18 protein-coding genes are annotated in these 20,771 nt (G+C 72.5%); 11 read left to right on the top strand and 7 right to left on the bottom strand.

Going from position 1 to position 20,771, the window contains the following annotated elements:
- Window positions 1-24: 24 nt before the first annotated feature.
- Together ACFYYB_RS37270 and ACFYYB_RS37265 are read left to right on the top strand one after the other, a co-directional pair.
- Window positions 25-783, top strand: a complete 759-nt coding sequence (locus tag ACFYYB_RS37270) for an NUDIX hydrolase (RefSeq protein WP_389442114.1) — start codon at window positions 25-27, stop codon at window positions 781-783.
- Window positions 784-796: 13 nt separating this feature from the next.
- The gene (locus tag ACFYYB_RS37265) at window positions 797-1,999 is read left to right on the top strand and encodes a MarP family serine protease (protein ID WP_389442358.1); all 1,203 of its coding nucleotides are present in this window, start codon (window positions 797-799) and stop codon (window positions 1,997-1,999) included.
- 373 nt (window positions 2,000-2,372) lie between these two features.
- Here the strand turns inward: ACFYYB_RS37265 and ACFYYB_RS37260 are convergent, their stop codons facing one another.
- The 5 genes from ACFYYB_RS37260 to ACFYYB_RS37240 form a co-directional block, all read right to left on the bottom strand.
- Window positions 2,373-3,341, bottom strand: coding sequence for an alpha/beta fold hydrolase (locus ACFYYB_RS37260; RefSeq protein ID WP_389442112.1), 969 nt, complete (start codon window positions 3,339-3,341; stop codon window positions 2,373-2,375).
- Window positions 3,338-3,796, bottom strand: coding sequence for a phage holin family protein (locus ACFYYB_RS37255; protein WP_327305366.1), 459 nt, complete (start codon window positions 3,794-3,796; stop codon window positions 3,338-3,340). Before ACFYYB_RS37255 ends, ACFYYB_RS37260 begins: the two co-directional genes overlap by 4 nt.
- Window positions 3,797-3,856: 60 nt before the next feature.
- A complete protein-coding gene (nhaA, locus tag ACFYYB_RS37250; protein WP_389442108.1) occupies window positions 3,857-5,290 on the bottom strand; it encodes a Na+/H+ antiporter NhaA in 1,434 nt (477 codons plus the stop codon).
- A gap of 210 nt (window positions 5,291-5,500) precedes the next feature.
- Window positions 5,501-7,456, bottom strand: coding sequence for an acetate--CoA ligase (gene acs / locus ACFYYB_RS37245; protein ID WP_389442105.1), 1,956 nt, complete (start codon window positions 7,454-7,456; stop codon window positions 5,501-5,503).
- 299 nt (window positions 7,457-7,755) lie between these two features.
- Complete coding sequence (locus ACFYYB_RS37240) at window positions 7,756-10,188, bottom strand: SulP family inorganic anion transporter (protein WP_389442103.1); 2,433 nt, start codon at window positions 10,186-10,188, stop codon at window positions 7,756-7,758.
- A 235-nt stretch (window positions 10,189-10,423) separates the two neighbouring features.
- Between ACFYYB_RS37240 and ACFYYB_RS37235 the strand changes: the two genes are divergently transcribed.
- Window positions 10,424-11,773 (top strand): hypothetical protein, encoded by a 1,350-nt coding sequence (locus ACFYYB_RS37235; RefSeq protein ID WP_389442101.1) that lies wholly within the window; start codon window positions 10,424-10,426, stop codon window positions 11,771-11,773.
- Here the strand turns inward: ACFYYB_RS37235 and ACFYYB_RS37230 are convergent.
- Window positions 11,727-12,737 carry an ATP-binding protein gene (locus ACFYYB_RS37230; RefSeq protein ID WP_389442099.1) on the bottom strand — a complete coding sequence of 337 codons (1,011 nt, stop codon included), beginning with the start codon at window positions 12,735-12,737 and terminating at the stop codon, window positions 11,727-11,729. The two genes, ACFYYB_RS37235 and ACFYYB_RS37230, sit on opposite strands and share 47 nt — an antisense overlap.
- A gap of 109 nt (window positions 12,738-12,846) precedes the next feature.
- Here ACFYYB_RS37230 and ACFYYB_RS37225 point away from each other — a divergent pair, with 109 nt between their 5' ends.
- Entirely contained in the window at window positions 12,847-13,707 is an 861-nt protein-coding gene (locus ACFYYB_RS37225) for an oxidoreductase (RefSeq protein WP_389442097.1), read from the top strand.
- 391 nt (window positions 13,708-14,098) lie between these two features.
- Here ACFYYB_RS37225 and ACFYYB_RS37220 read toward each other — a convergent pair whose 3' ends face one another.
- Complete coding sequence (locus tag ACFYYB_RS37220; protein ID WP_389442094.1) at window positions 14,099-14,968, bottom strand: HAD family hydrolase; 870 nt, start codon at window positions 14,966-14,968, stop codon at window positions 14,099-14,101.
- A 509-nt stretch (window positions 14,969-15,477) separates the two neighbouring features.
- Here ACFYYB_RS37220 and ssd point away from each other — a divergent pair.
- The 7 genes from ssd (at window position 15,478) to ACFYYB_RS37185 (ending at window position 20,668) form a co-directional block, all read left to right on the top strand.
- Entirely contained in the window at window positions 15,478-16,674 is a 1,197-nt protein-coding gene (ssd, locus tag ACFYYB_RS37215; RefSeq protein ID WP_389442356.1) for a septum site-determining protein Ssd, read from the top strand.
- Complete coding sequence (locus ACFYYB_RS37210; RefSeq protein WP_327305358.1) at window positions 16,671-17,819, top strand: TadA family conjugal transfer-associated ATPase; 1,149 nt, start codon at window positions 16,671-16,673, stop codon at window positions 17,817-17,819. The genes ssd and ACFYYB_RS37210 overlap by 4 nt, the downstream gene beginning before the upstream one ends.
- Window positions 17,816-18,700 carry a type II secretion system F family protein gene (locus tag ACFYYB_RS37205; RefSeq protein ID WP_389442091.1) on the top strand — a complete coding sequence of 295 codons (885 nt, stop codon included), beginning with the start codon at window positions 17,816-17,818 and terminating at the stop codon, window positions 18,698-18,700. Before ACFYYB_RS37210 ends, ACFYYB_RS37205 begins: the two co-directional genes overlap by 4 nt.
- The gene (locus ACFYYB_RS37200) at window positions 18,700-19,476 is read left to right on the top strand and encodes a type II secretion system F family protein (RefSeq protein WP_389442088.1); all 777 of its coding nucleotides are present in this window, start codon (window positions 18,700-18,702) and stop codon (window positions 19,474-19,476) included. The genes ACFYYB_RS37205 and ACFYYB_RS37200 overlap by 1 nt, the downstream gene beginning before the upstream one ends.
- Window positions 19,477-19,753: 277 nt before the next feature.
- Window positions 19,754-19,969, top strand: a complete 216-nt coding sequence (locus tag ACFYYB_RS37195; protein WP_389442085.1) for a DUF4244 domain-containing protein — start codon at window positions 19,754-19,756, stop codon at window positions 19,967-19,969.
- Window positions 19,970-19,979: 10 nt separating this feature from the next.
- Window positions 19,980-20,309, top strand: a complete 330-nt coding sequence (locus ACFYYB_RS37190) for a TadE family type IV pilus minor pilin (protein ID WP_389442082.1) — start codon at window positions 19,980-19,982, stop codon at window positions 20,307-20,309.
- Window positions 20,306-20,668 carry an Rv3654c family TadE-like protein gene (locus tag ACFYYB_RS37185; RefSeq protein WP_389442079.1) on the top strand — a complete coding sequence of 121 codons (363 nt, stop codon included), beginning with the start codon at window positions 20,306-20,308 and terminating at the stop codon, window positions 20,666-20,668. Before ACFYYB_RS37190 ends, ACFYYB_RS37185 begins: the two co-directional genes overlap by 4 nt.
- Window positions 20,669-20,771 lie beyond the last annotated feature (103 nt).

The raw sequence follows: 20,771 nt of genomic DNA, 5'->3' as shown, positions 1-20,771 counted from the left end.
GGGGGACCACGGACAGGGGTGCCTATGACAGAGGCCACGCAGAACCGCCGGGCGGGCGCCGCCGCGCACGAGGCCCCGTACGACGGGCCGTACGACAACCAGCGCGGCCGGCGCGGAAGCATCGACCTCCGCACCCAGGGCCTGCCCGGCTGGCTGGACCCCGTCGTCGAGGCGGCCCGGACGGTCCGGCCGACCCAGCTGAGCCGGTTCCTGCCCCCGGAGGACGGCCGCGGCCGCCAGTCCGCCGTACTGATCCTCTTCGGCGAGGGCCCGCGCGGCCCCGAGCTGCTGCTGATGGAGCGCGCGGGCACCCTGCGCTCGCACCCCGGCCAGCCCTCCTTCCCCGGCGGCGCCCTCGACCCCGAGGACGGCGACCCGCGCACCACCGGCCCGCTGCGGGCCGCCCTGCGCGAGGCCGAGGAGGAGACCGGCCTGGATCCGGCCGGGGTCCAGCTCTTCGGTGTGCTGCCCCCGCTCTACATCCCGGTCAGCGAGTTCGTCGTGACCCCGGTGCTCGGCTGGTGGCGCGCCCCCAGCCCGGTGGGCGTGGTCGACCCCGCCGAGACCGCCCGCGTCTTCACCGTGCCCGTGGCCGATCTCACGGACCCCCGGCACCGGGTCACCGTCGTGCACCCCGGCGGCTTCCAGGGCCCGGCCTTCACCGTGGAATCGGCTCTGGTCTGGGGTTTCACCGCCGGGGTGATCGACCGGATCCTGCACTTCGCCGGCTGGGAGCGCCCCTGGGACCGGTCCCGGGAAGTCCCGCTCGACTGGCGCGCATGAGACGGTGAGCCCTGTGAACGTGCTGGACATCCTGTTGCTGCTCGCCGCCGTATGGTTCGCGATCGTCGGCTACCGCCAGGGGTTCGTCGTCGGCATCCTGTCGGTGATCGGCTTCCTCGGCGGTGGTCTCGTCGCCGTGTCCCTGCTGCCCCTGATCTGGGACCGGGTCACCGACAACGGCACCAAGGTGTCCACCACGGTCGTCATCATCGCCGTGGTCGTGATCATCATCTGTGCCTCGATCGGCCAGGCGCTGACCACCCACCTGGGCAACAAGCTCCGGCGCCACATCACATGGTCCCCGGCCCGCGCGCTGGACGCGACGGGCGGCGCCCTGGTGAACGTGGTCGCGATGCTGCTGGTGGCCTGGCTGATCGGCTCCATGGTCGCCGGCACGTCCATTCCCACGCTGGGCAAGGAGGTCCGCAACTCCAAGGTGCTCTTCGGTGTCTCGCGGGTCCTTCCCGCGCAGGCGAACACCTGGTTCACGGACTTCAGTTCCACGCTGGCCCGCAACGGCTTCCCGCAGGTCTTCAGCCCCTTCTCCAACGAGCCGATCACCGAGGTCAAGCCGCCGGACCCGCTGCTCGCGCGCAGCACCGTGGCCGAGTACGCCAAGCAGTCGATCGTGAAGGTCGTCGGCACGGCGCCCGCGTGCAGCAAGGTCCTGGAGGGCACCGGCTTCGTCTTCGCGCCGGGCAAGGTGATGACCAACGCGCACGTCGTCGGCGGGGTCGGCGAACCGACCGTGCAGGTCGGCGGCGAGGGCAAGCTCTACGACGGCAAGGTCGTGCTCTACGACTGGGAGCGCGACATCGCCGTCCTGGACGTGCCCAGGCTGAAGGCGCCCGCGCTGGAGTTCACCGACAAGGACGCGGCGAGCGGCAGCGACGCCATCGTGGCGGGCTTCCCGGAGAACGGCTCGTACGATGTCCGCGCGGCGCGCGTGCGCGGCCGGATCAACGCGACCGGCCCGGACATCTACCACCGGGGAACCGTGCGACGGGACGTCTACTCCCTGTACGCGACGGTCCGCCAGGGCAACTCCGGCGGCCCGCTGCTGACGCCCGAGGGCAAGGTGTACGGGGTCGTCTTCGCGAAGTCCCTCGACGACCCCAACACCGGTTACGCCCTGACCGCGGACGAGATCCGCGAGGACATCCGGTCCGGTGCGACGGCGGACCGGCGGGTCAACAGCCAGGGTTGCGCCCTCTGAGCCCTACGGGAGCCTTGAGGGGCTCCCGTAGCGCCGTCCCGGGCCCGGTGGGCCCTGTCGGCTTCCCGGGCCCTGTGTCTACGTACGCTGGTGCCTGAGCCGGGCGGAGACCCAGCGGGCCCGCCGGCGCAGGATGCGCGGAATCCCGAGTCGGGGGTCGTCGTGGCCTGCGCGGCCCTGCCCCCTGTGCGTGCCCGGCGTGACCGTCGAGCGGCGTTCGTGTGCGGTGTCACCGTAGTCGTGCGTCCAGCCCATACTCCGAGCTGTGCCCGGGGCCCAAGGTCCGTAATCGCGTTGGGGACGGCTAATTGGCCTATGCGCCAGGCAATTGAATGCTTGTCATATAAGCGACTGACGGGTAGTGGGCACCGGCTCAGCGGTCCGGCTCGGGATCCTTCAGCCAGTTGACCAGCTCCGCCGAGAACGCCGCCGGGTCCTCCTCGTGCGGGAAGTGCCCGAGCCCGTCGAAGAGCCGCCAGCGGTACGGGGCTTCGACGTACTCCCCCGACCCCGCCGCGCTCCGCGTCCGCATCACCGGATCGAGCGAGCCGTGCAGATGCAGCGTCGGTACCCGCACCGGCCGCTTCATGCGCCGGTTGAACTGCAGGCCGTCGGGCCGGGCCATGGACCGCATCATCCAGCGGTACGGCTCGACCGAGCAGTGCGCCGTCGAGGGGATGCACATCGCGCGCCGGTACACCGCGACGTCCTCCTCCTCGGGGAGCCGCGGACCCGACCAGTCCCGGATCAGTTCGCCGACGAGCGCCCCGTCGTCGGCGACGAGCTGACGCTCGGGCACGAACGGCCGCTGGAAGCCCCAGATGTGCGAGCTGGCGCGGGTCTGCCCGAAGTCGGACAGCATCGCGGACCGCCAGCGGCGCGGATGCGGCATCGAGGACACCACGAGCCGGCGCACCAGCTTCGGCCGCATCACCGCCGCCGTCCAGGCGAGGTAGCCGCCCAGGTCGTGCCCCACGAGGGCGGCGTCGGGCTCGCCGAGGGACCGTACGACCCCGGTGATGTCGAGTGCCAGGTTGGCGGGGTCGTAGCCGCGGGGGGTGCGGTCGCTGCCGCCCACCCCGCGCAGGTCCATCGCGACCGCCCGGTAGCCCGCGTCGGCCAGCGCGGTCATCTGGTGCCGCCACGTCCACCAGAACTGCGGGAACCCGTGCAGGAGTAGCACCAGCGGTCCGTCACCCAGCTCGGCGACGTGGAACCGCGCCCCGTTGGCCGCGACGTCCCGGTGCGTCACTTCCCGCCCGCCGGGGAGGGGGATCCGGACCGCCGTGGCCGCGGTGGGGGGCGTACCGGACGTGCCGGAATCCGACGAGGGGGAGGTCATGAAGACGAGCGTGCCACACCCACGGCGTTGTCACTGACCGACCGGGCGTGGGGCTTGACGGTGCCGACGAGGGCCGCCGTCTCCTTGACCGAGGCGATGGTCTTCACCGGCGGCTTGATCTTCTTGAACTTCGCCATGGCGATCAGTCCGATCACGCCCGCGAGCAGCCAGAACGCCACACCGACGATCAGGAAGGCCCAGGCGAGCCCGAGTCCGAGGTTGTGGATCCCGTAGGCCGCCGCGAAGCTCAGCACCGGCAGCGAGAAGAGGAGAAGCACGCCGGCGACGATGGCGGCGCCGCTGCCGATGCCCGCGCGCTTGACGTCCTGCTTGATCTCCACCTTGGCGAGGGCGATCTCGTCGTGCACCAGGGCGGACATCTCGGCGGTGGCCGAGGCGACCAGCTGGCCGAGTGTGCGCTCGGCTCCTGGGGCCCCTTGGTCCACTGCGCTCATCGCTCTCTCCCTCTGTCGTCCGTCATCCGACTGCGACGGCTGTCCTGTCGTCAGGTCAGATCATGCCGGACGGCCGCCGTCGGCGCTGGACCCGCCCGGGGCTTCGGCCGTGGCCTCTTCGGCCCGGCGCAGGTGCTCGGCGGCCTTGGCCTCGTAGATCTTCGCCATCCGCAGGTGGTAGTCCGGCTTGTCCTGCTCGTAGATGTCGGGGATGCCGTCGAAGTCCTCGTCGCGCTCCTCCTCCTCGATGAGCGCCCGGTACTTCCGGTTGCGCATCTTCAGCAGGACGCACGCGAAGACCGCGGCGATCAGCGAACCGATCAGGACGGCGGCCTTGATCTCGTCCGTGAGGACGGGGTCGTCAGTGAAGGCGAGCTCGCCGATCAGGAGCGAGACGGTGAAGCCGATGCCGGCGAGCGAGGCGACCGCGAAGACGTCCGGCCAGGCGAGGTCGTCGTTGAGCTCGGCCTTGGTGAAGCGGGCGGCGAGCCAGGTGCCGCCGAAGATGCCGAGCGTCTTTCCGACGACGAGACCGAGCACCACGCCGAGGGTCTCGGGCCGGGTGAAGACCTGGCCGATGGCCTCGTCGGACAGGGAGACGCCGGCGGAGAAGAGGGCGAAGAGCGGGACGGCCAGACCGGCGGAGACCGGCCGGACCAGGTGCTCGATGTGCTCGCCGGGGGAGTGCTCCTCGCCCTCCTTGCGGTCGCAGCGCAGCATCAGGCCCATGGCGACACCGGCGATGGTGGCGTGGACGCCGCTGTTGTACATCAGGCCCCAGATGACCAGGGCGAGCGGGACGTAGACGTACCAGCCGCGCACGTTCAGGCGGAGCAGGAACCAGAAGAGGACCAGGCCGACGACCGCCCCGCCGAGCGCCAGGAAGTTGATCTCGCTGGTGAAGAACACCGCGATGATCATGATGGCGAACAAGTCGTCGACGACGGCCAGGGTCAGCAGGAACGCGCGCAGGGCGGACGGCAGCGAGGTGCCGATGACGGCGAGGACGGCCAGGGCGAAGGCGATGTCGGTGGCGGTCGGGACCGCCCAGCCGTCCGTCGAGCCGTTGCCGAGCACGTTGGTCAGTACGTAGACCAGCGCGGGTACGGCCATGCCGCAGATCGCGGCGATCACCGGGAGCGCGGCGGCCTTGGCGTCGCGCAGGTCGCCGGCGACGAGTTCGCGCTTGAGCTCGATGCCGGCGACGAAGAAGAAGATGGCGAGCAGGCCGTCGGCCGCCCAGTGCTGGAGCGAGAGGTCCAGGCCGAGGGCGGCGGGGCCGATGTGGAAGGAGCGGACGCTGTCGTAGCTCGCCGCGATGGCGGGCACGTTCGCCCAGATGAGTGCGGCGATCGCGGCCACGAGGAGGAGGACGCCGCCGACCGTCTCGGCGCGCAGGGCGTCGGCCACGAAGCGGCGCTCCGGCAGCGAGAGGCGGCCGAGGAGCTTGCGGCTCTGGTGGTCGGTGGGGCTGGGCGCGGCCACGGGGGGCACCTCCGGGGTGGGTTGGACGGCATGACGAAACGCGTTGCCGACCAGACTTCCCGGCGCACCCTGTGGAGTAATTCTTTAACCATCTAATACTTTACAGGGTGTACGCGTGGGTGTATCCGGTGATCGTCACTTTATGTGCGAAAGGGGCATCCGGCGCGCCGCGCCGGATGCCCCTTTCGTCGTGTCGTACGGCTGTCGCCGGACCCTGTGTCAGTCCTCGCTGCCGGCGGCCGGCAGCTTGCTCTGGATCAGATCCATGACGGAGGAGTCCGCGAGCGTGGTGACGTCACCGACCGCGCGGTTCTCGGCCACGTCGCGCAGCAGGCGGCGCATGATCTTGCCCGAGCGGGTCTTCGGCAGCTCCTGCACGGGCAGGATCCGCTTCGGCTTGGCGATCGGTCCGAGGGTGGCACCCACGTGGTTGCGGAGCTCCGCGACCAGCGTGTCCGTCTCGGAGGCGCTGCCGCGCAGGATGACGAAGGCCACGATGGCCTGGCCGGTGGTCTCGTCGGCCGCGCCCACGACCGCCGCCTCGGCGACCGAGGGGTGCGAGACGAGCGCCGACTCGACCTCGGTGGTCGAGATGTTGTGACCGGACACCAGCATCACGTCGTCCACCCGGCCGAGGAGCCAGATGTCGCCGTCCTCGTCCTTCTTGGCGCCGTCGCCCGCGAAGTACTTGCCCTCGAAGCGCGACCAGTAGGTGTCGATGTAACGCTGGTCGTCGCCCCAGATGGTGCGGAGCATGGAGGGCCACGGCTCGGTGAGGACCAGGTAGCCGCCTCCGCCGTTCGGGACCTCGTTCGCCTCGTCGTCCACGACGGTGGCGGCGATGCCGGGCAGCGCGCGCTGCGCGGAGCCGGGCTTGGTGGCGGTGACGCCCGGCAGCGGGGAGATCATCATCGCGCCGGTCTCGGTCTGCCACCACGTGTCCACGATCGGGCAGCGGTCGCCGCCGATGTGCTTGCGGTACCAGATCCAGGCCTCGGGGTTGATCGGCTCACCGACCGAGCCCAGCACGCGCAGGCTGGAGAGGTCGAACTTCGCGGGGATGTCGTCGCCCCACTTCATGAACGTACGGATCGCGGTGGGCGCGGTGTAGAGGATGGTGACGCCGTACTTCTGCACGACCTCCCAGAACCGGCCCTGGTGCGGGGTGTCGGGCGTGCCCTCGTACATGACCTGGGTGGCGCCGTTGGCGAGCGGCCCGTAGACGATGTAGGAGTGCCCGGTGACCCAGCCGATGTCGGCGGTGCACCAGTAGACGTCCGACTCCGGCTTGAGGTCGAAGACGGCGTGGTGGGTGTACGAGGCCTGCGTGAGGTAGCCGCCGGAGGTGTGCAGGATGCCCTTGGGCTTACCCGTGGTCCCCGAGGTGTACAGGATGAAGAGCGGGTGCTCGGCGTCGAAGGCCTGCGGCGCGTGCTCGGCGGACTGGCGCTCGACGATCTCGTGCCACCAGACGTCCCGGCCCTCGGTGAAGGCGGTGTCCTGGCCCGTGCGGCGCACCACGAGGACGTGCTCGACCTGCGGGCACTTGGCGACGGCCTCGTCGATGGCGGGCTTCAGCGCGGAGGGCTTGCCCCGGCGGTAGCCGCCGTCGGAGGTGATGACCAGCTTCGCGTCGGCGTCCTGGATGCGGGAGGCGACGGCGTCGGCGGAGAAACCGCCGAAGACCACGGAGTGCGCGGCGCCGACGCGGGCGCACGCGAGCATCGCGACGACGGCCTCGGGGATCATCGGCAGGTAGACCGCGACCCGGTCGCCCGCCTGCACGCCCAGCTCGGTCAGGGCGTTCGCGGCCTTGGAGACCTCGTCCTTGAGCTCGGCGTAGGTGATCGAGCGGCTGTCGCCGGGCTCGCCCTCGAAGTGGATGGCGACGCGGTCGCCGTTGCCGGCCTCGACGTGGCGGTCCACGCAGTTGTAGGCGACGTTGAGCTTGCCGTCCGCGAACCACTTCGCGAAGGGCGGGTTGCTCCAGTCGAGGGTCTCGGTCGGCTCGGTGTCCCAGCTCAGGCGACGCGCCTGCTCGGCCCAGAAGCCCAGCCGGTCCGCGTCGGCCTGTGCGTACGCAGCCTCGGTCACGTTGGCGGCGGCGGCCAGATCGGCAGGCGGTGCGAACCGCCGCTCCTCCTTGAGCAGATTGGCCAGGCTTTCATTGCTCACGACGCATCTCCCTTTCCCAGGGTGTCCGTTGTGTCCCCGGTTGTGTCCCGGGCCTAGCTCATCAGTCAATGGCCCGGGTGACAAGAGGCTGCCGGGAATTGGTGTAGACCTATTACCCGGCCGGGCCCACGCGCGAGTGGCCCCCTTCCGCACCAGGGTGCGGAAGGGGGCCACCGAGTGGCACGGATACGGGAGGGTATCGGTTCAAAGATCCCGCCGAGGATCCGACGGAAGGTCCCGCGGGCGGTTCGGCGGAAGCTCCCGCGGACGGGGTGCCACCCGTTCAGCCGTTTGGCCGTTCAGCCGCGCAGCGCGCCCGCGCCCACGGTGTCGAAGACCCGGCAGTCGAAGAAGTCCTGCCCCTCCGACAGCAGGTAGGCCTGCGCCTCGCCGACGTGGAAGTACATCCCGTGCAGCTCCAGCGTGCCCTCGGCGAGCCGTCGGGCCACCGATTCGTGGGCCTTCAGGTGCTCCAGCTGCTGCACCACATTGGTCAGGCAGAGCTGCTCCACGGCGTCCGCCGGCAGCCTCCCGGAGATCCGCGCCCAGGCGTGATGGCGGCTGGCCATCCGCTCCAGGCTCGGCAGCCCGTGCCGCAGCCACCGGCGCAGCGGGGTCATGGGGACCCCGGGCGCGGAGTTCAGCAGGGCCTGCATGGCCCCGCACCCCGAATGCCCGCACACGGTGATGCTGTCCACCTGCAGGACGTCCACGGCGTACTCGATGGCCGCCGCGACCGAGTCGTCCGTGGACTCGGCCCCCGGGAGGGGGACGAGGTTGCCGACGTTGCGGACCGTGAACAGGTCCCCGGGGCCGCTGGCCGTGATCATGCTGGTCACCAGGCGGGAGTCCGCGCAGGTGAGGAAGAGCTGCGAGGGCCGCTGCCCCTCCCGGGCCAGCCGGGCCAGCTCCTCGCGCACGTGCGGAGCCGTGTCCCGCTGGAAGGCGCTGATCCCGTTGGCCAGTTGACCGGCGCCGCGTCCGCGCGGCCCGGCCGGCGCGGTGGGCTCCGGGGCCGGGGCGGGAGGTTCGGCCGGGCTCTCGGCCGCCGCCGGGCTCCCCGCGGCCGCGGCGTCCGTACGGGCCACCGTGCCGCGGTGGTCGCAGTGGTTCTGCCACGGGGTCCAGGGCCGGCAGCACTGGTGGTCCCCGCGCTGCGCGCCGCGCTGGGCGCCCCGCTCGGCGCGCTCGGCCCGCTGGGCCTGCTCCGCTTCGGCGATCCTGGCTCCCGACCGGCCGGTGACCTCCAGCGTGCCCCCGTGGGCCAGGTGGGAGTCCTGCCAGTCCTGGAGGGTCTCGTAGGCGGCGTGGTCCATGAACGAGCCGTCCAGCTCGATCACGGCGTGCCCGTGGTGCGGGATCTGGTTCAGCACCCGGCTCAGCCGCGGCACCGCCAGGAAGGTCAACTGCCCTCGGGCCCACACCCGGTGGACCCCGCTGTCGAGCTGCTCGACGGTGATCCGGGTCCGGGCCAGGCGGTGCAGGGCCAGGGCGACGGCCATCGCGATGCCGATGGCGACGCCCTCCAGGACCCCGCCGAGCACCACGGCCACGATGGTGGTGGCGTAGACGAGGATCTCGCGGTGCCGGGTGACGGTGCGCAGGTGCGTGGCACTCACCATCTGCACGCCCACCGCCATCACCAGCGCGGCCAGTGCGGCGAGCGGGATCAGGTCGAGGGCGGGGACGAGCAGCCCGGCGGCGAGCAGGATCCACAGCCCGTGCAGCATGGACGAACGGCGGCTGGTGGCACCGGCCTTGACATTGGCCATGCTGCGGACGGCGCCGCCCGCGACGGGCAGTCCGCCCAGTGCCCCGGAGACGATGTTCGCGGCGCCCTGGCCGCGCAGTTCGCGGTTGAGGTCGGCCCGTGCGGGACGCTGTCCGGTGCCCCGCTGGGAGGCGATCAGCTTGTCGGTGGCCACGGCCGAGAGCAGGGATTCCACACTGCCGACCAGGGTGATGGTCAGGACGGCGGCGATGATGCCGAGGACCGGGCCCTCGGGCAGTTCGGGCAGCGCGTGACTGCGCCAGGACGGCAGGTCCACCCGGGGCAGGCTGAGCCCGGCGAGGGCGGCGCAGGCCGTGGCGACGGCGACGGCGGCCAGCGCGGCGGGCACCTTGCGCAGGTTCCGCCCGGTGCGGCCCGGCAGTCGCGGCCAGCAGAGCAGGACGGCCAGGGTGAGCACGCTGACGCCGAGCGCGGCGGGATGCAGATCGGCCAACTGGTCCGGCAGTCCGCGGACGTTGGCCAGGGCGGAGCTCTGCGGGGTGCCGCCGAGCACGATGTGCAGCTGTGCCAGCGCGATCGTCACGCCGACACCGGCGAGCATCCCGTGGACGATCGCCGGGCTGACCATCAGCGCGGACCGGGCGGTCCGCAGCGCGGCCAGGCCGAGCTGGCACAGCCCGGCGAGCACCGTGATGGCACAGGTGGTGCGCCAGCCGTAGTGCTGGATCAACTCGGCGGTGACGACGGTGAGTCCGGTCGCGGGGCCGCTCACCTGGAGCGGCGTCCCGCCGAGCCGTGCGGCCACGATCCCGCCGGCCGCCGCGGCGACGAGCCCCGCCTGGAGCGGGGCGCCGGTGGCCAGGGCGATGCCGAGCGAGAGCGGCAGGGCGATCAGGAAGACGGCGACGGAGGCGGAGAGGTCGGCATGGAGGCCGGCCCTGCTCCCGGTCGGGAGGCCTTTGGCGGAGGGAGGGGAAGGGGGGGAAGGGATGGCTGTCATAGGTCCCGTCTCCTCGGGGGAGGGGTGAAGCGGCGGGATTCTCAACACTCGGTAAATGAACGGTAATGGAGAGTAAAGCCCGGTGGGGGGCAATGCGGGCAAACGGCCTAGGAATTAGCGCTCACGAGTGATTAGGCATTTAGTCCGGCTTGTCACACCTTCCTTAAAACGGACCGCATGGGACGTTGCGGCGCGGAAGTCCTGCGATGGAACTGCGAGGGAAGAGGTGCGGCGGATGACTGCCACCACGAAGAGGCCCGCCACGAAGAAGGCCGCCGGGAAGAGGATCGCCGGTGGCCTGATGGCCACGGCGCTGGTCCTGGGAGTGGCCGGGTGCAGCACCTCGGAGCCCGCCGGCCGTCCGGCCCCCGGAGGTCAGGCGGCCAAGAAAGGCGCGCCCGCGCCGGAAGGCCCGGCTCCCGGCAGCGTCAAGCGGCTCATCGGGGACGGCTCGACCGCGTACACGGGGCTGCAGCCGAACGTACGGAAGGCGGAGAAGCTGAAGCCGGGCGAAAAGCCGCCCCAGTTCGTGGTGTATTCGTGGGACGGGGCGGGAGAGGACAGCCAGAAGCTCTTCTCGCATTTCCGTGAGGTGGGCAAGAAGTACAACGCCCGTATGACGTACTTCCTCAGCGGCGTGTACATGCTCCCGGAGGAGAAGCGTTCCCTCTACACCGCTCCCCAGCACTCCTCGGGCCGCTCCGACATCGGCTTCGGCGACCCCCAGGGCATCAAGGACACCGCCGAGCAGGTGCGCGGGGCCTGGCTGGAGGGCAACGAGATCGGCACCCACTTCAACGGCCACTTCTGCGGACCCGAGGGTGGCGTCGGGACCTGGTCGGTGGGGGAGTGGAAGAGCGAGATCAACCAGGCGAAGTCGTTCGTCAAGAACTGGAAGACGAACTCGCCGGCGCTGGCGGGGATGGAGCCGCTCCCGTTCGACTACGAGAAGGAGATGATCGGGGCCCGCACCCCCTGCCTCGAAGGCCAGAAGAACTTCATGCTGGCGGCCAAGGAGATGGGCGGCTTCCGCTACGACTCCAGCGGCATCAGCAAGCAGATCTGGCCGAAGAAGACGGACGGCCTGTGGGACATCCCGCTCCAGCTGGTCCCCATGCCGGGCCGCGCCTTCGAGACGCTCAGCATGGACTACAACTACCTGGTCAACCAGTCCGGTACGACCACGCAGGGCGACCCCTCCCAGCATGCGTACTGGGGTGAGCAGATGCGCGACGGACTGGCCAAGGCCTTCGAGCGGACCTACCAGGGCAACCGCGCGCCGCTGATCATCGGCAACCACTTCGAATCCTGGAACGGCGGCACCTACATGCGCGCCGTCGAGGACTCCATCAAGACCATGTGCACGCAGAAGGACGTCCGCTGCGTGCCCTTCCGCGAGCTCGTGGACTGGCTGGACGCCCAGGACCCGAAGGCCCTGGAGTGGATGCGCACCCTCGACGTCGGCGAGACGCCGAAGGAGGGCTGGAACAAGTTCCTGACGGCGGGGCCGCCGGCCAAGCCGGCCGCCCCCGCCGGGGTCAAGCCGGCTGCGGAGCCGGCAGAAGCGAGTCAGAACGAGGAGTGAGCAGCTCCCGTAGGACGAAACCGGGGTCTACCTGCTCCGCCAGGTCGACCCCGGTCTTCGCGTTGCCCCAGCTCTCGGCGTTGCGCAGGTGGAAGTGGACCATCTGCTCGGTGTACCGCTCCCAGTCGCGGTGCGCGTACGAGTCGTCCGCGGCGTCCTGCAGCGCCTGCAGGGCCAGCCGGTTGGTGGCCTCCAGCAGCTCGAAGGCGGCCGGGCGGCCCTTCTCCATCGCCCGCACCCAGTCCGACTGTCCGACGGTGACCAGCAGGTCCTCGCCGGCCTCGTCCTGGAGGAACTCGATGTCCTCCGGGCCCTGCACCTTGTTGCCGACGACCTTGAGCGTGATCCCGAAGTCCCGCGCGTACTCCTTGTACTGGCGGTAGACGGAGACGCCCTTGCGGGTCGGTTCGGCGACCAGGAAGGTCACGTCGAAGCGGGTGAACATGCCGGAGGCGAAGGAGTCGGAGCCGGCCGTCATGTCGACCACGACGTACTCGTCCGGGCCGTCGGCGAGGTGGTTGAGGCAAAGCTCGACCGCGCCGACCTTGGAGTGGTAGCAGGCCACCCCGAGATCGGACTCGGTGAACGGGCCGGTGGCCATCAGCCGCACGGGCTCCCCGTCCAGCGTCAGGGTGCGCGCGCAGGCGTCGTAGACGGGGTTGTCCTCGTCGACGCGCAGCAGCCGGGACCCGGTGCCGGGCGGGGTGGTCTTGATCATCGTGTCGGCGGAGGCGATGCGCGGGTTGGATCCGCGCAGGTAGTCCTTGATGAGGGGCAGGTGCGCGCCCAGCGCGGGCAGCGAGGCCGCGTCGTCCTCGCTGAGTCCGAGCGCGGCGCCCAGGTGCTGGTTGATGTCGGCGTCCACCGCGACGACACGGGCTTCATTGGAGGCGAGGTGGCGGATGAAAAGGGAGGACAGCGTGGTCTTGCCGCTGCCGCCCTTCCCCACGAAAGCGATCTTCATGTTCACGAAGCGTAGTGGGTCGGTGGCTTTGTGTTGTATGCCTGAGTGAAGAAGACCACTCCAAGGAGGGGTCGGTGCTATGGGGGAGCAGTGCGTAGGCTCCTTACTTATGAGTAGCGCCTCTGCTTCCGCCGCCCCGGCCTCTTCTGGAGCCGCCGCCGCCGATCCGCTCGCCCCGCTGGCCGGTCTGCCGGGCGTCGCCGAGTCCGTGGATTCCGTACGCAAGGCCGTGGACCGGGTCTACGGCCACCGCGTCATGCGCCGCCGCGCCGGGGCGGTCACCTCGGAGGCCGCCCTGCGCGGGGCCCGCGGCAGCGCGGCGCTGTCCGGGGCCGACTGGGCGCTGGAGGAGGTCCGCCGCCGGTCCGACTTCGGCTCGGAGCCGGAGGCGCGCACGGTGGGCGCGGCCCTGCGCCTGACGGCGGAGGCGGGCCAGCTGCTGAGCATCTGGCGCCAGTCGCCGCTACGGGTCCTGGCGCGGCTCCACCTGGTGGCCTGCGGCTCCACGGCCGACGGCGACGTGGTCGGCCGGCCCCGGCTGGCCGGTGAGCCGGTGGACGAGCCGCTGATCGATCTGCCCCTGCCCGACGCGCGGGAGGTGGCGGGCCGGCTGGACGGGCTCTCCCGCCTGATCATCGCGGGCGGCTCCGCCCCGGCGCTGATCACGGCGGCCGTGGTGCACGGCGAGCTGCTGGCGCTGCGTCCGTTCGGTTCGTACAACGGCCTGGTGGCGCGGACCGCGGAGCGGATCGTGCTGATCAACAGCGGTCTGGACCCGAAGGCGATCTGCCCCGCGGAGGTCGGCCACGCGGAACAGGGCTGGGAGGCCTACCTGGAGGCCTTCAAGGGCTACGTCTCCGGCACCGCGGAGGGGATGTCGGCGTGGATCGCGCACTGCGGCCGCGCGATCGAACTCGGGGTCCGGGAGTCGACGGCGGTCTGCGAGGCGCTCCAGCGCGGCGCGGCCTGAGGCTCCCGGGCGAACCGGTCGGGCCCGGACATGGGTTGCGGCGACACCGTATTGCTCTGGTGTCGCCGCTGGCACTTACGCCCAGTTACCAAGCGTCCTCGATGATTGCCCATCAGGTCGGGAGCTTTGCCCGTCACCTGGTGCGGCTGGCCCGTAATCGACGGGTCGACGTCGCGTGGGTGCTCGGCGTTCATGCTTTTCGGTCCGTGGGCCATACTGCGTTTTAAAGATGATCCTCTCGGATGTTCTTTGGTCTCGCGGGCCTTGACTCCTTTGTACTCCGCTTCGGGGTGGAGCGAAACCCCTGGCCACATTTCTTTGCTTTCCGGCGCCTACCGGGATGTATCGGACACCCGATGCCCTCGCAGGTCAGCGGGTGTCCGACCCCCGGTCAGCGGGTCGCGGCGGCCGCCAGTGCGCGGCGTCGGCTCGCGTACCAGACCAGCCCGGCGGTGGCCGCGGCCGCGCCCACCGCTGCGGCGGCGACCAGCGCCGGCCGTGCGGGCATCGACAGTCCGGGCAGGCGCTGCTTGAGCCGCACCGGCCGGTTGAACACCAGCACCGGCCACTCGCGCGCCACGGCTTCCCGTCGCAGTGCCCGGTCGGGGTTGACCGCGTGCGGGTGCCCGACCGCCTCCAGCATCGGGATGTCGGTGGCCGAGTCGCTGTACGCGTAGCAGCGCGCGAGGTCGTACCCCTCGGACTCCGCGAGTTCCCGTACGGCCTCCGCCTTGGTGGGGCCGTAGGCGTAGTACTCGATCTCGCCGGTGAAGCAGCCGTCCTCGCCCACGACCATGCGGGTGGCGACGACCCGGTCGGCGCCCAGCATCTCGCCGATGGGCTCGACGACTTCGGCGCCGGACGTGGACACGATCACCACGTCGCGGCCCGCGGTGTGATGGGCCTCGATGAGGGAGGCGGCCTCGTCGTAGATCAGCGGGTCGATGAGGTCGTGCAGGGTCTCGGCGACGATCTCCCGGACCTGCTGCACGTTCCACCCCTTGCAGAGGGCGGACAGGTACTCCCGCATCCGCTCCATCTGGTCGTGGTCGGCGCCGCCGGCCAGATAGATGAACTGCGTGTAGGCCGTGCGCAGCACGGCCCTCCGGTTGATCAGGCCGCCCTGGTAGAAGGACTTGCTGAACGTCAGAGTGCTCGACTTCGCAATGACCGTCTTGTCCAGGTCGAAGAAGGCTGCGGTGCGAGGCAAGGAGTGCGGCAAGGGCTGATTTTCCACGACCCGAGCATATGCGCCCACCATTCGGCGTAAAGTGCGGCGCGTGGGTTTGCCTGAGAAGCCTCTCGGGTACACCATGGAAGTCACGGATCGTTCGCGACCGTGCTAACCCGGTCTGGCTCCTCCCCCCCCGAGTCGGACCGTGGGGACGACCCCCGCTCTCCCCCCCGGCGGGGGTCGTCGCATGTCCGGACGCGGTTCGCGTCCCTGCTTTCGACCCCAAGTGATCATTCCTCAGGCCTCCTCGTCTTCGAGGGGCCTGCGCGTCGAAGGCCCTCACCCTCCCGAACTCGTCACGGTGCGTAGTCGTTCCGGCGCGCTCCGGAACTCACCTGTAGGGGTGAGTGGGTTATTCACAATGGGGCGGCTGTCCACGGTTTTAGAGCAAGATCCACTTCCTTTTCCCGATCCCGGCACGGTGATTCCGGCCGCGAAGTCCGCGGCGCTGGATTTGCGGTGAGAAGGAGGCGGAGATCGTGGCTGGATCGAAGTCGTGTGAAGTCCGGGATCTCGCGGTGGACGGCGGGGACGGGCTGAATCCCGGGGCCGGCGGGCCCGTGGCCGCCGGTGGACGGCCGCTGATCATCACCGAGGACCCCCTGCTGCTCGACGACCTGCTGCGGCTGTGCGCCGCCGCGGGTGCCGAGCCTCATGTGCACCATGCGGTGCCCGAGCAAAGCGGAGCCGGTCGTGAGCGTGGCGACGGGAGGGACGGGGGCGCCAAGGGGGTCACGGGCACCGTCGGCATCGGGGGCATCGGAAGCGTCGGAGGCGTCGCGGGCATCGGCTGGGAGACGGCACCGCTCGTCCTCGTCGGCGACGATGCCGCCCGGCGGGTGCGGGGCGCGCCCCGGCGGGCCGGGGTCTTCCTCGTCGGCCGGGACCTGGACGACCCCCACGTATGGCAGCGGGCGGTGGAGATCGGCGCCGAGGAGGTGCTGACCCTCCCCGACGCCGAGGGCCTGCTCGTCGACCGGATCGCCGATGTGGTCGAGGGGGCCGGGAGGCCCGCCCTGACGGTCGGGGTGATCGGGGGCAGCGGCGGAGCCGGAGCCTCCACCCTCGCCTGCGCCCTGGCTCTGCGGGCCGCCCGCGCCGGGGAGCGGACCATCCTCATCGACGGCGACCCCCTCGGCGGCGGGATGGACGTCCTCCTCGGAGGCGAAGCCGCCGAAGGACTGCGCTGGCCCGACTTCGCCGCCTCGCGCGGCCGCGTCGGCGCCGGAGCACTGGCGGAGTCCCTGCCAGAGCTGCACGCGCTGCGGGTGCTCAGCTGGGACCGCGGCGACCGTGTGGTGGTGCCGCCCGCCGCGATGCGCTCGGTGGTGGCCGCCGCGCGGCGCCGGGGCGGGGTCGTCGTGGTCGACCTGCCGCGCCGGGTCGACGAAGCCGTCGCCGAGGTGCTCGCACAGCTGGACCTGGTGCTGATGGTGGTGCGGGGCGAGCTGCGCGCGGTGGCCGCGGCCGGCCGGGTGGCCGCCGGGGTCCGGATGGTGGCCCGGGACGTCCGCGTGGTCGTACGGGGCCCCGCGCCCGGCGGGCTCGACGCGGAGGCCGTCGCCGGCCTGCTGGGGGTTCCTCTGGCCGGCGAGGTGCCGGTCGAGGTGGGGCTCCCGGGCCGGGTGGCCGAGGGCGAGCCCCCGGGGGCGCACGGTCGGGGCGCCCTGGCCCGCTTCTGCGACGGCTTCTGGCAGCGCGCGCTCGGCTCCGCCCAGGGGGTGTCGGCATGAGCGCCGTACTCCTCGACGCGGTGCGCCAGCGGCTCGCCGAGAGCGGGGCGGATCCCACCCCGGCGCGGGTGGCGGCGGCCCTGCGCGCCCAGGGCCGGCTGCTCGGCGACGCCGAAGTGCTGGGCGTCGCCGCGGAACTGAGGTCCGAACTGGTCGGCGCGGGCCCGCTGGAGCCCCTGCTCGCCGACCCCGAGGTCACCGATGTCCTCGTCGCGGCCCCCGACCGGGTGTGGGTGGACCGCGGCGGCGGGCTGGAGCTGACCGGCGTGACCTTCGCCGACGCGGCCGCCGTGCGCAGGCTCGCCCAGCGGCTCGCCGCCGTCGCCGGGCGCCGACTCGACGACGCCCGGCCCTGGGTCGACGCCCGGATGCCCGACGGCACCCGGCTGCACGCCGTACTGCCTCCGGTGGCCGTGGGATCGGCGTGCCTGTCCCTACGGGTGGTCCGGCCGCGCGCCTTCACGCTGGAGGAGCTGGTCGCGGCCGGGACACTGCCGCCCGGCGGCCAGCGGCTGCTGCGGGACATGGTGCGGGCCCGGCTGTCCTTCCTGGTCTCGGGAGGCACGGGCACCGGCAAGACCACCCTGCTCAGCGCCCTGCTCGGGCTGGTCGGTCCCGGGGAGCGGATCGTCCTCGCCGAGGACTCGGCCGAGCTGCGGCCCGACCATCCGCACGTGGTGCGGCTGGAGACGCGGCCGGCCAACCAGGAGGGCGCCGGCCAGGTCACCCTCGCGGACCTGGTCCGCCAAGCGCTGCGGATGAGGCCCGACCGCCTCGTCGTCGGCGAAGTCCGCGGCGCCGAGGTCGCCGACCTGCTGGCCGCCCTCAACACGGGCCACGAAGGCGGCTGCGGCACCGTCCACGCGAATGCCGCCGCCCATGTGCCGGCCCGGCTGGAGGCCCTCGGGACTGCTGCCGGGCTCGACCGGGCCGCCCTGCACAGCCAGTTGGCGGCCGCGCTGACCCTGGTAGTCCACCTGGTGCGGGACCGGGCCGGCCGGCGCCGGGTCGCCGAGGTGCACGTCCTGGAGCGGGACTCCGCCGGGCTGGTGGTCACCGTACCGGCGCTGCGCTGGGGCGCCAGGGGGTTCGTACGGGACCGGGGCTGGGAGCGGCTGCGCCCACTGCTGGCAGGTGCCCGGTGAGCGCCGCGGCGGTGGCGGCGCGGGCGCTGTTCGCCGGGGTCCTCTGCGCCGGGGCGGCGGCCTGGGCGTTGGCCGGGGCCGACGGGGTGTCCCGGCGGGCCAGGGCGGTGCTGGCCGGGGCCGGGCCGCCGGAGCCGGTGGGGCCGGCGCCCTGGGAGCGGCTGGTGGCCGGAGTCCGGGTCCGGGCCGCGCGCGGCCCGGAGTGGGCCTGCCTCGGGGCGGGGCTGGCGCTCGCGCTGCTGGGCGGGTCGGTGATCCCGCTGCTCGTGGGGGCGGCGGCGGTGCCGCTGGTGCGCCGCGGGCTCCGGGCCCGGCAGCGGGAGCGGGCCCGGACGGCGCGGGCCGCCGAGGTGGTGGCCCTGTGCGGCGCGGTGGTCGGCGAGCTCCGCGCCGGGGCGCAGCCGGGCCGGGCACTGACCGAGGCGATGCGCCGGACGGTGGCGGGCCCCGGCGGGCCGGGAGCCGCGGAGGCCGGGGTCCTCGCGGCTGCGGCCTTCGGCGGGGACGTGGTGGCGGCACTGCGGCAGGCGGCGCGGGAACCCGGCGCGGAGGGCCTGGCGGCGATGGCCGCCTGCTGGCGGGTCTCGGTGGACGGCGGCGCGGGGCTGGCCGCCGGACTGGACCGGCTGGACGGGGCCCTGCGGGCCGAGCGGGACCGGGAGGAATCACTGCGCGCCCAGCTCACGGGCGCGAGATCGACGACGGCGGTGCTCGCCCTGCTCCCGGGAGTCGGCCTGCTGATCGGAACCGGGCTGGGGGCCGATCCGCTGCGGGTGCTCCTGCACACGCCGGTGGGGTGGGGCTGCCTGCTCACGGGCGCGGTGCTCGAGACGGTGGGGCTGCTCTGGTGCCGGCGGATCGTACGGGTGGGGGAGCGGTGATGGACGGCTTCGCCCTCCACAGGCTGGGGGCGGCCCTGTGCCTCACGGCGGCGGCGCTGTGCGCGGGGTCGCTGGTGGCCGCCCGCATCAGGGCGCGGGCGGCCCGACGCCGACTCGCCCGCCTGCTCGGGGTGGAGGCGGCGCGCAGGCGACCGGCGCCCGGGCCACGGATGCGGGCGGCCCCGGCGGTCTGGGCAGGGCCGGCCGGAGCGCTGGTGGTGGCCTGGGTGCTGATCGGCGGGCTCGCGGGCGTGGCGGCCGGCTGTGCGGCAGGGTTCGCGGTGCGCGGATGGCTCGCGCGGCGGCGGCCGGCCGCAGGGGTGGACCCCGGGGAGGCGGAGCGCCAGCTCCCCTTCGCCGCCGACCTGTTGGCCGCCTGTCTGGCAGCCGGAGCCGGGCCGGTGGACGCCGCCGAGGCGGTGGGGGAGTCGCTGGGCGGCCCGGTGGGCGACCGGCTGGCGATGGCCGGGGCGGAGCTGCGGCTCGGTGGTGAACCGGGCGCCGCGTGGGGGAGGTTGGCGGAGATACCGGGAGCCCGCGCCCTGGCCGAATGCCTGGAGCGCTCCGCGCGTACGGGTGCGCCCGCCGCGGAACCCGTCTCCCGGCTCGCGTCGACCCTCCGTGCGGACCGCGCGCGCCGGGCGGGGGCCCGGGCGCAGCGGGCGGCGGTCCTCGTCACGGCGCCGGTGGGCCTGTGTTTCCTCCCCGCCTTCCTCGCGCTGGGAGTGGCGCCGGTGGTGATCGGGATGGCCTCCGGTCTCCTCTCCGGCCGCTGAGAGCGGCAGTTGAGAGCTGCAGGTGAGGCGGGCGGGGGCAACTGAAGGGTCGCCTGCGGGTCATCTGAGGGCCATCTGAAAGGTCATCCGGAAACCCTCTGGAGGGGCGCCTGCCTGAAGGGGCGCCTGAATGGCCGGGGCGAATGATCGCGGCGAATGGCGGGCTGAAGGACCGGCCGAATGATCGCTGGAGGACCGGCTGAATGATCAGCCGCGGGCGCCACCTGAAATGACCATCTGAGAACACGTCAAAAAGCTGAATCAACGGGAGATTGTCATGTCGATCAACGGGTTTCGGATGCGGGCGGTACTGACGGGACTGGCGGGACTGAGGCGGCGTGCGGGCGATGCGGGAATGTCCACGTCCGAATACGCCATGGGCACGATCGCGGCGTGTGCGTTCGCGGCCGTTCTGTACAAGGTGGTGACGAGCGAACTGGTCTCGGCGGCACTCCAGTCGACCATCGGGAAGGCACTCGATGCGCCGTTCTGACCGTGGATTCGTGACGGCGGAGACGGCCTTGGTGATTCCGGCGCTGGTGCTGTTCGCGGCACTGCTGGTGTGGGCGCTGATGGCGGCCTCCGCCCAGATCCGGTGTGTGGACGCCGCTCGGGCCGGCGCCCGGGCGGCTGCCCGGTCGGAGCCGGCGGACACGGCCGTTGCGGCGGCCGTGGCCGCGGCCCCGCCCGGGGCGCGGGTGGAGCTCTCGCGGACAGGTGACCTGTGGCGGGTCCGCGTCTCGGCGCCCGCCCCGGGCCCGGCCGCACTGCCGGTGCGGCTCACCGCCCTGGCGGCCGCCCTGGCCGAGGACACCGTGGGGCCGCCGTCGTGACCGGGGCGCGTGCGGCCGCGCGGGACCGGGGGTCCGCCACGGTGTGGGCGGTCGTGGTGGTGACCGTGCTGGTGGCGGTGTTCGGCGGGGTGCTCCTGCTCGGGCAGGCGGTGGTCTCGCGGCACCGTGCCGCGGCCGCCGCCGACCTGGCCGCCCTCGCCGCGGCGGCGAGCTGGGCCCACGGCCCGGAGGCCGCCTGCGCCACGGCGGTACGGGTGGCGGTGGCGCAGGGCGCGCAGGTCACCGGGTGCGTGGTGACGGGAGAGATCGCGGAGATCACCGCCCGCGCCCCGACGGGCCCCTTCGCCCCCGGGCTGCGCTCGCGCGCGGGCCCGCCCCTGCCCGAGGAGCCCCGATGAGGTCCTCCGCACGTCCTGGCCCGGTGGAAGGGCCCGGATCCGTGGGGAAGGGACCCGGCGACGCCGCGGACGCCGGTCCGTGCGGGGCGGGTGCGGGCCGAAG

Origin of the sequence: Streptomyces sp. NPDC002886 (assembly GCF_042888445.1) — a bacterium.
Lineage (GTDB): Bacteria > Actinomycetota > Actinomycetes > Streptomycetales > Streptomycetaceae > Streptomyces.
The sequence above is the reverse complement of the archived record's forward strand: the minus strand, read 5'-3'. Positions and strand labels throughout refer to the sequence as shown.

Coding starts and splice junctions, on each gene's coding strand:
- ACFYYB_RS37270 (WP_389442114.1), top strand. CDS start 25: ATGACAGAGGCCACGCAGAACCGCCGGGCGGGCGCCGCCGCGCACGAG.
- ACFYYB_RS37260 (WP_389442112.1), bottom strand. CDS start 3,341: ATGACCTCCCCCTCGTCGGATTCCGGCACGTCCGGTACGCCCCCCACC.
- ACFYYB_RS37255 (WP_327305366.1), bottom strand. CDS start 3,796: ATGAGCGCAGTGGACCAAGGGGCCCCAGGAGCCGAGCGCACACTCGGC.
- ACFYYB_RS37240 (WP_389442103.1), bottom strand. CDS start 10,188: ATGACAGCCATCCCTTCCCCCCCTTCCCCTCCCTCCGCCAAAGGCCTC.
- ACFYYB_RS37235 (WP_389442101.1), top strand. CDS start 10,424: ATGACTGCCACCACGAAGAGGCCCGCCACGAAGAAGGCCGCCGGGAAG.
- ACFYYB_RS37230 (WP_389442099.1), bottom strand. CDS start 12,737: ATGAAGATCGCTTTCGTGGGGAAGGGCGGCAGCGGCAAGACCACGCTG.
- ACFYYB_RS37225 (WP_389442097.1), top strand. CDS start 12,847: ATGAGTAGCGCCTCTGCTTCCGCCGCCCCGGCCTCTTCTGGAGCCGCC.
- ACFYYB_RS37220 (WP_389442094.1), bottom strand. CDS start 14,968: ATGGTGGGCGCATATGCTCGGGTCGTGGAAAATCAGCCCTTGCCGCAC.
- ACFYYB_RS37210 (WP_327305358.1), top strand. CDS start 16,671: ATGAGCGCCGTACTCCTCGACGCGGTGCGCCAGCGGCTCGCCGAGAGC.
- ACFYYB_RS37200 (WP_389442088.1), top strand. CDS start 18,700: ATGGACGGCTTCGCCCTCCACAGGCTGGGGGCGGCCCTGTGCCTCACG.
- ACFYYB_RS37195 (WP_389442085.1), top strand. CDS start 19,754: ATGTCGATCAACGGGTTTCGGATGCGGGCGGTACTGACGGGACTGGCG.